At 41.2% G+C, this 14,825-nt stretch carries 10 protein-coding genes and 1 pseudogene; 7 read left to right on the forward strand and 4 right to left on the reverse strand.

Features of this window, described 5'->3' with window-relative positions; translation table 11 throughout:
- A pseudogene (locus RMY31_RS19495) lies at nucleotides 1-289 on the forward strand (photosystem II q(b) protein); the annotation flags it as partial.
- 161 nt (nucleotides 290-450) lie between these two features.
- Here RMY31_RS19495 and RMY31_RS19500 read toward each other — a convergent pair.
- The 3 genes from RMY31_RS19500 to RMY31_RS19510 form a co-directional block, all read right to left on the reverse strand.
- Nucleotides 451-1,524, reverse strand: coding sequence for a TIR domain-containing protein (locus RMY31_RS19500; protein WP_322664531.1), 1,074 nt, complete (start codon nucleotides 1,522-1,524; stop codon nucleotides 451-453).
- Between the two features lie 269 nt (nucleotides 1,525-1,793).
- Nucleotides 1,794-4,151: a GAF domain-containing protein gene (locus RMY31_RS19505; RefSeq protein ID WP_322664529.1), complete on the reverse strand. Its 2,358-nt coding sequence runs from the start codon at nucleotides 4,149-4,151 to the stop codon at nucleotides 1,794-1,796.
- Between the two features lie 103 nt (nucleotides 4,152-4,254).
- A complete protein-coding gene (locus RMY31_RS19510; RefSeq protein ID WP_322664527.1) occupies nucleotides 4,255-5,376 on the reverse strand; it encodes an amidohydrolase family protein in 1,122 nt (373 codons plus the stop codon).
- Nucleotides 5,377-5,699: 323 nt separating this feature from the next.
- Between RMY31_RS19510 and RMY31_RS19515 the strand changes: the two genes are divergently transcribed.
- Complete coding sequence (locus tag RMY31_RS19515) at nucleotides 5,700-6,902, forward strand: hypothetical protein (RefSeq protein WP_322664526.1); 1,203 nt, start codon at nucleotides 5,700-5,702, stop codon at nucleotides 6,900-6,902.
- 203 nt (nucleotides 6,903-7,105) lie between these two features.
- Here the strand turns inward: RMY31_RS19515 and RMY31_RS19520 are convergent, their stop codons facing one another.
- Nucleotides 7,106-8,455: a glutamine synthetase family protein gene (locus RMY31_RS19520; protein WP_322664524.1), complete on the reverse strand. Its 1,350-nt coding sequence runs from the start codon at nucleotides 8,453-8,455 to the stop codon at nucleotides 7,106-7,108.
- 168 nt (nucleotides 8,456-8,623) lie between these two features.
- Between RMY31_RS19520 and RMY31_RS19525 the strand changes: the two genes are divergently transcribed.
- The 5 genes from RMY31_RS19525 (at nucleotide 8,624) to RMY31_RS19545 (ending at nucleotide 14,600) form a co-directional block, all read left to right on the forward strand.
- Nucleotides 8,624-8,830 carry a hypothetical protein gene (locus RMY31_RS19525; protein ID WP_322664522.1) on the forward strand — a complete coding sequence of 69 codons (207 nt, stop codon included), beginning with the start codon at nucleotides 8,624-8,626 and terminating at the stop codon, nucleotides 8,828-8,830.
- A gap of 419 nt (nucleotides 8,831-9,249) precedes the next feature.
- The gene (locus RMY31_RS19530; protein ID WP_409878102.1) at nucleotides 9,250-11,295 is read left to right on the forward strand and encodes a tetratricopeptide repeat protein; all 2,046 of its coding nucleotides are present in this window, start codon (nucleotides 9,250-9,252) and stop codon (nucleotides 11,293-11,295) included.
- A gap of 438 nt (nucleotides 11,296-11,733) precedes the next feature.
- On the forward strand, nucleotides 11,734-12,426 hold the full coding sequence (locus RMY31_RS19535) for a hypothetical protein (protein ID WP_322664514.1): 693 nt from the start codon (nucleotides 11,734-11,736) through the stop codon (nucleotides 12,424-12,426).
- Nucleotides 12,427-12,467: 41 nt separating this feature from the next.
- Nucleotides 12,468-13,850, forward strand: a complete 1,383-nt coding sequence (locus tag RMY31_RS19540) for a hypothetical protein (protein ID WP_322664512.1) — start codon at nucleotides 12,468-12,470, stop codon at nucleotides 13,848-13,850.
- 114 nt (nucleotides 13,851-13,964) lie between these two features.
- Nucleotides 13,965-14,600: a transaldolase family protein gene (locus tag RMY31_RS19545; RefSeq protein WP_322664510.1), complete on the forward strand. Its 636-nt coding sequence runs from the start codon at nucleotides 13,965-13,967 to the stop codon at nucleotides 14,598-14,600.
- The last annotated feature ends 225 nt before the right edge of the window (nucleotides 14,601-14,825 follow it).

Raw genomic sequence — 14,825 nt, forward strand, 5'->3', positions numbered from 1 at the left:
CAACAACAGCCGCAGTTTGCACTTCTTCTTGGCTGCTTGGCCTGTGATTGGTATCTGGTTCACCGCTTTGGGTGTCAGCACCATGGCGTTCAACTTGAACGGTTTCAACTTCAACCAGTCTGTGATTGATTCTCAGGGTCGCGTCATCAACACCTGGGCTGATATCATCAACCGTGCTAACTTGGGTATGGAAGTGATGCACGAGCGCAATGCTCACAACTTCCCTCTCGATTTGGCTAGTGGTGATGTTGCTCCTGTGGCTCTTACCGCTCCTGCTATCAACGCTTAAGAATAACCACCTCGAATAAAATAAAAGGCGCTCTCCCAATGGGGGGCGCTTTTTAGTGTTAATAGTTTGAACTAATATAACTGAGCTATATAACACTGAAACTGCGATCGCATTCAGTTGTTAAACTTCCTAGCCAACCAAATTCGATAGTAACCTGATTCTCACTGCTTACAATTAAATTTACGGACTTCCGCCATTACTTCAATAGATGGTGAATTCTGACTAGATTTAGCTATAGATTTTACGTTGAATACTTTTACTGTTTCTCCTGGTTTCAGTTTCTGAAGGAACTCCGACAAAGGAGATTTTTCTTTCCTCAAATCTACCTCATATTTAACAGTCACTACTGAGCCTGGCGATGGAATAACAGAAGAAGAAATTGAAGTTTCAAGCAGTGGCTGTCCATCAGTCAAGCTACCTGATGTACTACTAACCTTACCTATCCGAATCCAACCAGTAGATTTTCGTATTTGTGTTGAACTTAAAATAGGACAAGGTTCCGATCTAGCAGTTCCTGATACCTCTGATGAAGACATTTGTAATATGTTAAGTGATTGAATAAAGAAAAGTAAAAATATACCACTAGATAAGACAAGCAATGGTCTAATAGGTATCTTGCTTAACCTACGAGATCGACGAGACCTTGATGGCTTCAATAAGTAAGAAAGAGTCACTTTTGCCACCTCTATAAAAGTATTTCCAGTGTTTTTTGCAATAGGTATTATAGCTGTCCCAACCTGCCGAAGAGATTTTTTAGTATGGTAGGTAGGATCACTCACTTCTTTAGCTACTTCCCGGATACCATCAGCAATATTTTTAAAAGCTTTATCATAGGGTCTCCATTCAGTTATGGGTCTTTCACCATCCGGCAAAACTTTGACTTTTGGGAATGCAATTTTCCAATAATCATCAACTGGACGAAGGAGAATGATAATAACACGGGAGATTTGTTGTCTATGTTGTTCCATAGCTTGCTTCGCCAAAATATCCCAGTGATAATCCGAAGCATTAAATTTTGAACTAATTAGAAGTAAAATTATGTCAGCACTTTTTAAATTATTATCAGTCTCACTTTTCCATTCTTTACCTGGGCTGATCATGCCTCTGTGCCATCCTTCAATCACACGATACCGCTGCAAATTAGTGAGATGATCCTCTAGTTGTTGCCGCATTTCTTCATCTTTGGCAGAGTCTGAGCAGCAATAGAAAACTTTGACAAGCTTGTTGGCAAACATTGACCCTAGTAATTATTAAAATAAACAAATGATTGGTTTGCTCTTGAAGACGATTGCTTCAATGAATTTCTTGAGTAGCTTGAAGTCTTTATCAACGTTGTCTGCTAGGTATTACAGTCTTTAATTGAAGGTACAACAAATTATCAAGTTTAATTATAGGTTTGGAAAGAGTGCTTTATGCTACTTTACCATTTTCGCTTATAAAGCGATCGCACTTAATTTTCCTATGCTCCAAATCGCCTTTAATGCTATCCTCCCACACCGACTTTCTATAAGTCTAAAAATGGGTTCGCTAGTGGTAAGGTAAACCAAAACTTTGCGCCGGCATCTGGTTGACTGATAACACCAATCTGTCCTCCATGAGTGGAGATAATTTGCCGACAAAGATACAAACCTAAACCAATACCTGTAGATTGCGATCGATTACCCTTAATATAACGGTCAAATAATCGCTCACATACATCGGGATCTATTCCCACGCCATTGTCAGCAATTGTGCATTGCATCATCCCATTATCTACTATGGCATTCAGGATGAGATGTAGCCCTGGTGGGTTATGGTTGAGAGCGTTGGTAATCAGATTTTCAAACACTCGCCGCAAATGTAAAGAATCGGCAGCCACTAATGGCACACTTACAGCAATCTGATTGGTAATTGTAGCTTGGTGTTTGAAAAGCAGTGGCTCTAGGTCTTTGACAATTGCTTGGGTGAAGGAGTGTAGTGCTAATGGTAACTGCTGGATTGTCAATCCCTTCACATTACTGGAGTGTGCTTCTAATAGCGACTCAATTAGCTTGAGCTGGCGTTCGCTACTCTGAATTACTCGCTCCAAAATAGGGGTAGAAATTATCACAGGCTCTCCATTGCTGAGACTGTGGAAATTTTTCATCACCAACAAAATACCCATAATTGGGGTTCGTAGGTCATGAGAGAATGCATGGAGGAACTCATCTTTGATGTTCTGCAATTCTTCCAGTTCGGTATATTTTTGCCGTAATTCCTGGGTGCGTTTCTCGACTTGCTGCTCTAATTCAGCATTAAAGCGTTGCAACTCTTGGTAAAGTTTAGCTTGCTGGATAGCGATCGCTACTGGGGTTGATAATTCCTCTAGCAAATCAATTTCAAAATGCTGCCACTCACGTGGTTTGGCACACTGGTTAACAACTAGCAAACCATAGAATTGATCCTCCACCATGATCGGTACACCAACAACCGATCGCATTTGGAAGTTAATAAAATCTTGTGCAATCACTGCTGGTAAATCTGCCTTAATACTTGTGTCGTTAACTACATAAATCACTCTAGGGTTAAAGTATGAATGCAGTGCCTCCTCATGGATTTTCGATGTGAGTGTCCACTCACGGATGGAGCGATAGTTAGCAGCTACGGATTCAGCAATGACAGCACTTTCAGAGCCACGGATATTGGTATTAACAATGTATACTCTGTCTGCTTGCAAAAATTCCCGTACTTCTGCTACAGTTGTGTCGAGAATTATTTGCAAGTTCAGCGAAGTGCGAATTCTCTCCCCCATTCCTCTTAATAAGCGATCGCGTTTGGCGATCGCTTTTAATTGTTCTAGTGCTTGATGGCGGTCAGTAATATCGCGCGCAAATCCCTGTATACCTACCACCTGACCGTTTCTAATAACTGGGGTTTCGGCAATTTCTAATACTAATAGCCGACCATCTTTGTGCAGAGCCGAAATGGCGAAAGTGTCTACCCGTTTCCCTGTTAATAATGCTCGATCCGTCAATTCATCAGCCAATGCTTGGGACGATTCATGCATTATCAGATGGTAGACATTCCCTACTAACTCTTCAGGAGTATAGCCCAGAACTGCCTGTACCGAAGGAGAAACGTACTCAAATACATGAGCGTTGTCGTGGATATAAAAAAAGACTTGTTCGCTACCCTCTACCATCAACCGGAAGCGTTCTTCACTCTCAGCAAGTTGCTTCTGAGCTTGTTGACGCTCACTATACAGCACATCTGACATCCGGCGATAGACCATAATGCTGCCTACAGCCGCCCCCATGGCGATCAAGGCTGCTTCTTCATCCTGCGACCATTGTTTATCGCTATGGCAATCGCTAAAGCCGATGAAACCCCAGATTTTGTTATCAACGGGAATAGGTACTAATAACATCGATTGAACTTGCAGAGATTCCAGAAATTGCTTCTGCGGTTGGGATAGAGTACGAGCGATCGCACAGACAGAATAACCAGCAGTCAGACGTTGATGCCATTCTTGTAAATCAAATTCACTATGGCTGAGGTTTTGTAAAACTGGATTGTGATGCTGCGGGATAATACCTGACTGTACCCATTCAAATCGGCGGCTAAAGGCAAGCTCCCCGGTTACGGGATGGGGATGATACTCATAAATATAGACTCGATGTGCTGCTGTAGCTTGTCCCAGGATAGCTAAGGCGTGGTTGATGGCGATAGTGCGATCGCTATTTGTCAATAGAGCTTTTGTTGCTTGTGCCACTCCTTGTAAAAGATTGTGCCACTTGGGTGGGGATACTGACTGTATAGTAGACGCTTTGTAATCGCAATCTAGCTTGGGTAATTCTGGAGTGGCTAATTGCAAATCTGCATTCAACGTGGTTTCTTGATCCATGCCCATATGACAGATTCCGAAACTTCCACTAGGGTGCTTGTGAGAAATATCTAATCACAAGAACATACCCGTCATCTTCATAAAGTATGAAGTTTTCATTAATCTATTTAATTGAATGGTAGAGAAAAAGGGCATTTTCGCGTAAGATGGCAGTGGCGATCGCCTCAGCTTCACTCACAGTAATGTCAGAGTCCCGAATTGCTTGCTCTAATACTTCTCCTAAAAGCTGGCGACCCCACTTTGCTCCTAAGTAATACAATTCAGGGATGGAGTGAGCATCAGAAGAATACATCAATTTACTAGTAGGAGTTAACTCCAATAACTGCCGGATTGTCTCCCGCATTCCGGATACGCTTAGAAAAGGTACTGCTAAACCAAAATCTAAATAGACTTGGGGATAGACAGAAGCCAAATAACCAGCTTGCTGCATATATGGGTAAGAAGCGTGTAAAAGTACTAGAGGTGCATGGCGGTACTGGGGTGACTCCAGTAGATGTCGCAGATAAAGGGGATTTGCCAATCGTAAATCCAAGTCAGGATCGCCATAACCAGTATGTAATTGTACTGGTAGCCGATATTTAGCCGCAATTAATAGCGCTTGTTGGAAAAGAAAATCAATCAGGGGTTTGTCTACAAGCCGCAGTGGCTGATTTTGTAGTTGTTGTTTGAGCTGGTAAAAGTGAGCAGCAGCCACTTCTTCAGTAACAGGTTGGATATTTAAACCACTACGGTAACAAGCAATACTCTTAAAAGCTACAACCCCAGACGGTGGCGGGTCAAGTTCACTGTGGAATGTTGCGAGGAAAGTCTGAAAATCGTCTATTTGCGGGATTAGCTGTTCTGCCAAGACCTCTAACCGTAGAATCCGCTGCACAGGAATCAATCTTTCATGCCATGATAGCGGCAAAATAGTTTCTGGCTGCAATCCATCATCTAAGTAAATCGCTTCCAGGTTAGCGGCACTGAAATACAGTTGTGTCAGATGTTCTAGTCCTAAGCTATCCCGACGCACCACAATTGCTGCTTCCTGTGCCTCACATTCCAATAAAGCTGCAATCTCCCGGAGGCTGCGCCGATAAAAGAAAGTATGACGGACATGGTAATTAATTATCTCTGGGTCATAGCCCTCAGTAAAGGCAGCAGCATAAGGATAACCGACGGCTACTTCAGGTCGTAGCAGGTTATGTGCGTGTTGGTCTATTAAGGGAATTTCAGCCAGATTCATACTTAATATCTGTTCATCAATAAATTATCTGATTTTGGGCGTTGACTGTTAACAGCTTCTATGAATTTCTCACAACTCACATAGGATTACTATAAGCAAAATTAATTTCACACTTATTCCTTGTTAGATAGTCAATTTTGATGGGTAATTTAATTTGCATAAGTACTTAACAGGTTGCTGATAAATCATGGTAAACCGAATGTCTCCCCTACCAGAAAAATATCATCAGTATAAAAAATCACTATTACTCAGGCTGAATATTATTTGTTGATTGAACCTGATTTGTAGCAGTTTGACAATCACTTAACAAAAGAGAGCAGACTATGTTTTGCAAAGATAACCAAGAGAAATGCCAAGATATTCTGAACAGGTTACAACAAGATATTAATGAGATTTTTAAAAAAGTAGAGGATAAATTTAAAACACCAGTACTAAACTTAAACAAAGATCAGAAACTTAAAGTATCAGAGATAGATTATTTAAGCCACGAGCCAATTCAGGAAGAGTTAGCAAAACAAATTGCCTTATTACAACGCTTGTGTGAATATATTGCCAAAGTTCAGAAAAGCAAACGTCAAAGCATGTCTGAGTGTGTTATTTTACAATCTAAACTGAATTCTGCTAAGTTGGCTATATCTTTTTTACTCACGAATAAGACAAAAAAAATAGTTTTTGCTAAAAATATTAGATATAGTATAGAGTATTTTTTGAACAGCAGAAATTCTTGGGGATTTCTAAATAATTTTTTTAAGCAAGCTGTTCGGGAATGGTCAGCACCGACTAAAGTTCTGCTGGGGCTAGCAATGGCACTTCCAATTTATACGATAGCAGTTCCAGGGTCTTTATTTGTTGCAGGACTACTGACAATAGCTACTCACACAGATTTTCGGACACCACCAGTAAACAGTTCTAATTTTCCTAAAATCCAAAACAAAGTAGAAAAACCTCAACTTAGTGAGACACAATTATTTTTTGAAAGATACACTCTGGTATTAGTATCTGCTCTAGCTGGAACATTTGGTAGCATAATTAGTATTTTACTTAGACTTAAACAATATCGAGAGACTGCCTACAAAGGTTCTGCTGCTCCTATTTTAGTAGGCTTTGCTAAGCCTTTAATTGGCACCGCTTTTGGCATATTGGTTTTTACAATTATTAATTCAAATATTATTTCAACTGTACAAGTTCCTCGGTCAAATGCAGAATCAGAAAATAGTGACGTTAAGTATTACTTCTTCTTTTCAATTGCATTTGTCATTGGTTTTAGCGAACGACTGGCTGATGATATCATCCAGCGAGCAGAATCTACTTTGTTACCAGAAACTGCAAAAAAGCTAAAGGAAGCAGGAGAAGAGTTTCAGAGTTCTGCAAAAGATATTCATGCAGCAGGAGAAGAGTTTCAGAGTTCTGCAAAAGATATTCATTCAGCCGCAGAAGATTTTAAATATAGTACAACTCATGAGGCAGCGATCGCTTCTACTGAATCTTCTGAATCTTCTCAAACAAACGATCGACAGCCAACATAAATGTCTGAAGTGGGAAATAGCGAATAGAGGAAGATACCACTTTCATGTTTGGTCGTGAGGCAGTGCGTTGCGGTGAGTCAAATTAAGCGATCGCAAAAAATACGTAATTTAGCTAAATTTGAAACCTTTTGCTCTACTTCATTGACTAACCCAGAGACTATCATCTGGGTTAGTAATTACGAATTACGAATTACGAATTGGTATTAGTATCTCTCTAACAGCAGCTTGACTTCTGCTTCTAAGTCCCAATCTTTCATGGCTTGCCACTCGGCTTGACGTACTGCCAAAAAAGCTTGTGATAGTTGTGGATTTAACGCCTTTAACAAGATATCGTTTTGTGTGAGGTGGCTTAAAGCTACTCCTAGGTTGTCTGGCAACTGGTCAATACCATTAGCACTACGCTCATCAATTGACAGATGTCCGGGGTCTTGTGTAACTGGATTACTAGGTTCCAAACCTCGTTGCACGCCATCGAGTCCAGCTGCTATCACCGCACCTAAAGCCAAGTAAGGATTAGCTGATGCATCAACCGTTTTCAACTCGAAATGGCTGGGACTACCAAATCCAGGAGCGCTAGGCACTCTCACCGCTGCCTCACGGTTATCCAGTCCCCAACAGCGGAAAGCACCACTCCAACTGTGAGGACGGATGCGGCGGTAAGAATTGGTACTTGGGGTAGTTAATGCCATCAATGCTGGTAGATGATCTAGTATGCCAGCGATAAAGGCTCGTCCTACTTGGGAAAGTCCGCAAATACCTTGTGAATCTGGTAATAGATTATGCCCGTCACGCCAGAGGCTGAGATGGATGTGACAACCGCTACCAGCAGCATCTGGAAAGATTTTGGGTAAGAAAGAGGCAGTAAGCTCGTGGTGATATGCGATCGCTTTGACTGTTTCTCTAAAAGCAATCTGCCAGTCGGCACAGAGCAAAGCATCAGTATATCGCACAGAAATTTCTTGCTGACCAGGCCCGGATTCTGGATAATACTGCTCTACAGGAATTCCCTGAGCAATGAGTGCATCAGCAATATTATCTATCACTTCTTGATTAATATCCATTGCTTGAGTTGAGGCAAATACTGTAGAGTCTGTGGGGATAATTCCCTCAGATGTCTGCCGTAGTAAATAAAACTCATTTTCAAATGCTGCTTGAATTTCCAAACCTTCACTTTTAGCTGCCTCAATCATTCGCAGGAGAAAATTACGGGGACACAAAGCCCAAGGAACACCATTGAGTACCATGTTGCCCATTACACGGGCATGATTAGGAGCGTAAGGTAATGAAGACAAGGTAGACCAATCAGGTAGTAAGCGAATTTCGCCTACCGGACTTAGACCACTTTCTGGAATGACGGCATCATACATTACAGACTGCCCCTGTTGCCCTGCGGATATGCCTACACCATGCTCAAAGTAGTGAGACAGCATCTCTAAATGAACAGCTTTGCCACGAATGATATTAGCGTTGTCGCACCAAAGAAAGCGGACGAAATTTATCTCAGCTTCGTCAAGAGATTTTTTGAGTTTCTTAAATTTATTGTTTTCAGTCATCGCTCAGACCATGTCGTGGTTGAGTTGATGCCATAATTCTCGCACGCTTAATATCATGTTCAGTTGAATACTTATGACACAAGGACGCGAGGATGGGGAGACGCAAAGAAAGATTTCGGAATGTAAGGTTTTCAGATAGGGCAAGGTTAAAAAAGGGTGGGTTAGTTTTTGCAAGACAATGCATTAACATTGCAAGCCGATGCATTAGCATTGCAGAGCGATACATTAACATTGCAAGTCGATGCATTAGCATTGCAGAGCGATACATTAACATTGCAAGCCAATGCATTAGCATTGCAGACCGATGCATTAACATTGCAAGCCGATGCATTAGCATTGCAGATCGGTGCATTAACATTGCAACTCGCGCATTAAAAATAATGAAGCGATCGCAAGGGCTGGGATTGCTACTTTTTGAGAAGCCGCTAGCCTGCGGCAACGCCTAACGGCAAATTTGTCTACGCTTTGATCGCAATGACTGTAAATGTAACTTGAAGCTCCAACGCTACTTGTTTTACTTGGGGAACCACCAAGACCAGACTGCTTTACCGCAGTAGTTCCTCTTTGTGTGGCTTAGTTTTCCTGTTGCCCGTTCTCTGTTCCCTTTTATTAAATATAGCTAGTGATTTGCAGGACTTAATTAATACTTATTAAATGAAGTAAAAATATGATAGCCTGCAATAGTAAATATACCTTAGCTAAAAATATAAAATTTGTTTGGGCTGTTTACGGTTTTTACTAGGTACTTGTTGAAGTCAATGCAAAGACCGATAGTTGGGAAATGCAGGTAGATTGTGAGAACGCGCAAATTATTTGTCCTCCTGTTAATGCTATCGCTGGCAGTGACAGGTTGCCAGTCAACTATTGAGCAGCTAGTCAACAAAGGTAATGCGGCGCAAAAAGCTAGAAATTATGCCCAAGCAGAAGCAATTTGGCAACAAGTGCTGAAACGCGATCCTAAGAATGTAGGAGCTTACATTAGTTTGGGCAATGCATTGTATGACCAGAAGAAACTAGATGAGGCAATCGCGCAATATCGCAAGGCAATCCAACTCGACCCTAACTTTGCTAATGGTTACATCGGTTTAGGCAATGTACTGTCTGACCAGAAGAAACTGGATGAGGCTATAGCTCAATATCGCAAGGTAATCCAACTCGACCCTAACTTTGCTATTGGTTACATCGGTCTAGGCAATGTACTGTCTGACCAGAAGAAATTGGATGAGGCTATAGCTCAATATCGCAAGGCAATCCGACTCGACCCTAACTTTGCTAATGGTTACATCGGTCTAGGCAATGTATTGTCTGACCAGAAGAAACTGGATGAGGCTATAGCTCAATATCGCAAGGCAATCCAACTCGACCCTAACTCTGCTAATGGTTACATCAGTGTGGGCAATGTACTGTATGTCCAGAAGAAACTGGATGAGGCTATAGCTCAATATCACAAGGCAATTCAACTCGACCCTAATTCTGCTAATGGTTACATCGGTCTAGGCAATGTACTGCAAGACCAGAAGAAACTGGATGAGGCTATAGCTCAATATCGTAAGGCAATTCAACTCGACCCTAATTCTGCTTATGCTTACATCGGTCTAGGCAATGTACTGCAAGACCAGAAGAAACTGGATGAGGCTATAGCCCAATATCGCAAGGCAATCCAACTCGACCCCAACTATGCCTCTGCTTACAACAGTTTGGGAATTGCACTGTATGACCAGAAGAAACTGGATGAGGCTATAGCCCAATATCGCAAGGCAATCCGACTCGACCCTAACTTTGCTTATGCTTACATCGGTCTAGGCAATGTACTGTCTGACCAGAAGAAATTGGATGAGGCTATAGCTCAATATCGCAAGGCAATCCAACTCGACCCTAACTCTGCCTATGCTTACAACGGTTTGGGCAATGCACTGTATGACCAGAAGAAACTGGATGAGGCTATAGCCCAACATCATCAAGCCTTGAAGCTACCAGATGTTTTGGGAACACCAGCCAGTGCCCATACTTTAGTTCATAATAGTTTAGGTTTCACACTACAAGAACAAGGCAAATTAGAAGAGGCAATTGCGGAATACAAACTCTCTATTAAATTAGATCCAAACTTTGTCATTGCCCAGAACAACCTCAAGGAAGCTGAACGGTTGTTAGCGCTGAAGCAAAAACCTCAACCTATTGAAGAAAAATTGCCCACCTTAGCAGAGAGTCCGTATTTGCCTACTTTTCGGTCTGTGGTTAAAGTTGTGGCTAAAATCCCCACCGGAAATAACATTGCTACAGGATGGGTGGTAAAACGAGAAGGAAATCGTGTTTGGATTGTGACTAATCGCCACGTAGTTACCGATAGCGAACACAGGCAAGAACCCAGCAGAGAAATTGAAGTTGAGTTTTACAGCCAAAATGAAATTCGGCCGCGTCGTCCTGCTAAGATTCTGCAAATTACCCCAGACGACGACACCCTCGACTTGGCACTTTTAGAAGTGGCAGATGTTCCTAATGACATTAAGCCTCTAGCGATATCTTTGAAAGCCGTTACTTTCAACGACCAAATTAAAGTTATTGGACACCCCAGCATAGGCGGTGACTGGACTATGGAAACTGGCGAGATTAGCAACATTAAACAGCAACAATTGCAGCTGTCCAAAGCTAACTTGTCCTCAGGAAACTCTGGCGGCCCGGTGTTAGACCAACAAAATCGTGTTGTCGGTATTGTATTTAAAATAGATACGCCTAATCCATCTGCTGGTGTATTTGCCACAGGTGGTTATGGATTTGCCTATCGAATCGAGTTAGTGAAAACTAAACTGAGTGATTGGGGAATTGTAATTAATAATTCGTAATTCGTAATTCGTAATTCGTAATTTCCTTCGGGAAGGTTAGCGCCTACATAATTCGTAATTAAGATACACACAAAAAGGTTTGTACTTTACTTTATTCTTCAAACAATACATCTTTTTTGGAAGCATCCCAATGCAAGCAAATTTACCAAGATGATGAGTTGTCCGAAGCGAATGAAGTGAAGGGGCTTCCCGTTCGCCCTTGGCGTTCCCGCAGGGTAGGGTAGCGATCGCAACCAATATAGTTTGCGATCGCTTTGCTTCACTACGTACCCTACGGGAAGCCTTTCCGCCAATGCAATGACAAATAATGTTTTTACACATTTGGGATGCTTCCTCTTTTTTCAACCAATCCCCAGTCCCTAATCCCCAATCCCCAGTCCCTTTTACTTCAGTATGATTTACAGAATATTATTAGTATCTACCTTGTTTAGCAGTTTTTTGCTTATCCAATGTTCTCAGTCTCCTGCACCTGAACCTCCTCAAGCGTGTCTTCCTGGCAACACGAGTGATACTGCTTATATGTGGCGAGACAAAAACCGCTGCGAAGGTATTAAAAGTGGCATTCCCACTAGTGGAGGGATACGGCTGATCTCTTTTGCTAGCCGTAGTATCAATGGCTTTGGCGATCGATTGCAACTGCAAATTCCCAACATTGGTAGTGGTAATCCCGATGTGAACGTGCGTTCATTAGGTAAACAATATCAGCTAGACAATATATCATTTAAACCTGGGTCTTCTGCTTTTAGCTTTAGCTGGTCTACCTATGTTTTGCAAAAGGAGAAAATTGAACCTAAAAGTTTACGCGCCCTCGCTTCTTTTACTAAAGGTTCTCAAGCTGTGTATGTACCTGTAACCATTGGCAAATCTTCTGGTGAATATGAGTTTGTTCTCTACTCTAATAGTCGTGCCCAAATTCCCACTTTTCAAATTCGCCGCGATGGTAAGGCAGTCTACACAAGTCCACCGAAAACTTCCCAAGGTGGTGAAATTCTCTTTAAATGGAATGCAGCCAAAGCACCAGCAGGTCGCTATGAACTCAAGTACATAGCTGAATTAGAGCAATTTGGCAGACCTCCAGAAAAAGAGGATTTACAAGTTTTATTTGAACACAATCCTGATTGGCTAAAGTAAGATAGGCAGAGAAAATTAAAAATTAAAAGTTAAGTAGTTTGATGGTAGCACCACGCCGCAGAATAAAATGGAAAAAGTTTCTAGAATTTATTATCCGATTATTGCAGTGGGTGTGGAATCAATTCTATGATTCGGGGAAATTAATCATTAATTGGTTAAAAAAAGTTCTGAAATCTTTTATTAACTACTTCAAACATAAACCTATAGCAATCTTGGTACTATTGCTATTATTGATTTGTATCTTAACTGTTTTTGCAGGTATTGCACCTAGTACCAATAATTTTGATGGTAGTTTAGTGGTTCAACAACTCGGTTTTACCTATAATGGTAAAGAAGAAAATAAACTTTTTATTAATAACATTCGTGGTATTACAAAATTTTTGGTTGATGGTCGCCAAACCCTAACATTAACAGGAAAGTTTACTAGCCCTTCACAACCAAAGCTCAATGATAAACTAGCTCGGATAAATACTCTCACAATTGAATTATTGCAAGAAAAAAGCCAGTGGTCGATTGTTCCTGCCGATTCCAAATCAAAAAGTAAGTTAACACTATCTGAACTGCGACTACAACCTCAAATAACCATTGATTCATTCAGCTACAATCCTTATAATCACCGCTTAGCCTTTTTATTTTTATCAAAGACCGCATTAGACAAATCAGCAAAACCTAATTTAATTCTGAACCTGAGCGAACAGCCATTAAAAATAACTTTCACTGGCTACCGTTTGCCAGAACTAGGATTGCAAGATAATCAAGATACTTCTAATCAACTTGAATTAATCGTTAAGCCAAATAATTCTGAACTCAGGCTATTAATAACTAACAATACAAATTTATCAATAGACTTACCTGAGCCTAATCAAGTCGATTATGAAGAATGGTTTCAGGGAGATTTAGCAGTTATAAATATGCAATTTAATAAAGTATATAAGACTGGAATTAATGTTAATGATGATTTAGAAAAGTCCACTATAAATAATGGTGATATTCGCATGGGAGAACGCAATCTTAAAGTGGAATCTCATCAGTTCCTAATGATAGAAAAACCAGGAGTTGAACGCCTGCAACATCTGGCGGTTATCCCAGCAAAAACAACCAAAGAAGTAGAATTACGCATCAATGGTGAAAGTGTAGACATCTCTGAACCTCCTGAAGGAATAGAAGTACGTATTGCAGGTAAATCTAAACAAATTCAGGTAGGAATAGATCCCCGTTTACCTGTGAATAGTCTGCAATCAAACTTACTCGCTAGCTGGGGATTAGCTAATGATGTGGTAATTGCTATTATTTCGTTTTTCAGTGCAATAATTGTTTCGCTTTTAACTTGGCTAATCAACGACTTTCTATCTTGGCTAAAGGAAAATGATGTTAAACCAAGAAGGTTGATGCGATCGCCTTACTTTCCTCATCGCAGAAAGTAACTGATAAGCTAAAACACATCATCCAAAAAGTCGTTTACTGCTGACAGTCAACACAACCATATATACAAGTCTGTACGATCCTAATAACACAAAATTTCACAGGAGAGTAGATAAATGAGCATTTATCTCGACTCAGCGATCGCAGCTGAAGCCGAAGCTGCTAGAGAATTAGGTTGGGTCAAAGGCATCACTACTAACCCCACTTTATTAGCCAAAAGCGATTTACCAGTGCAGACTATATTCAAGCGTCTCACAGAGTTAACCACTGGGCCAGTATTTTACCAACTGATAACGTCTGACTTTAATGAGATGGTGGCAGAAGGACGGGCGGCTTTTGAACTCATTGGACACCAAACTGTACTGAAAATTCCAGCTTCATTAGTTGGCTTTCAGGTAGTTACTCGCCTTTCCTCAGAAATTCCCTGTGCAGTCACAGCAATATATAGTGCAGCTCAAGCTGCTGTATCTCAAGAAGCGGGTGCTAAATACGCGATCGCTTACGTCAATCGGGCTACTAAACTATTGGGTGATGGAGTAGCTTTGGTGCGAGAAATGGCTAGTGTGCTAGCAGGTAGCAATACAGAAATTCTGGCAGCCAGCATCAAATCTCCTCAAGAAGCAGTAGCATCTCTACAAGCTGGCGCTCATCATCTCACCCTACCTTTGGCTATGTTACAGTCTCTAACCACTCATGAATTCTCAGCGCAAACCATTGACGAATTTGCCAAAAACGGACGTGGTATTTTTTAGTGGTCTGTTGTCGTAGAGACGCGATTAATGCGTCTGTACAAGAGTCAGTTGTCAGTAGTTTTTCTTCCTCATCTCCCTCTGCCCCCCTGACAGGTGTAGGTTTTTTACGTTTTGTTCCTAAAACCCTGGTTTTAGGGTGTAAGGGTGTGGGGGTGTAAGGGTGTAGGGGTAGAAGAAATGATGATTAGAGCGTTAGTTTTATAGTCATTACTCATTGCTTGATTA

Source organism: Dendronalium sp. ChiSLP03b (assembly GCF_034531165.2).
Lineage (GTDB): Bacteria > Cyanobacteriota > Cyanobacteriia > Cyanobacteriales > Nostocaceae > Dendronalium > Dendronalium minutum.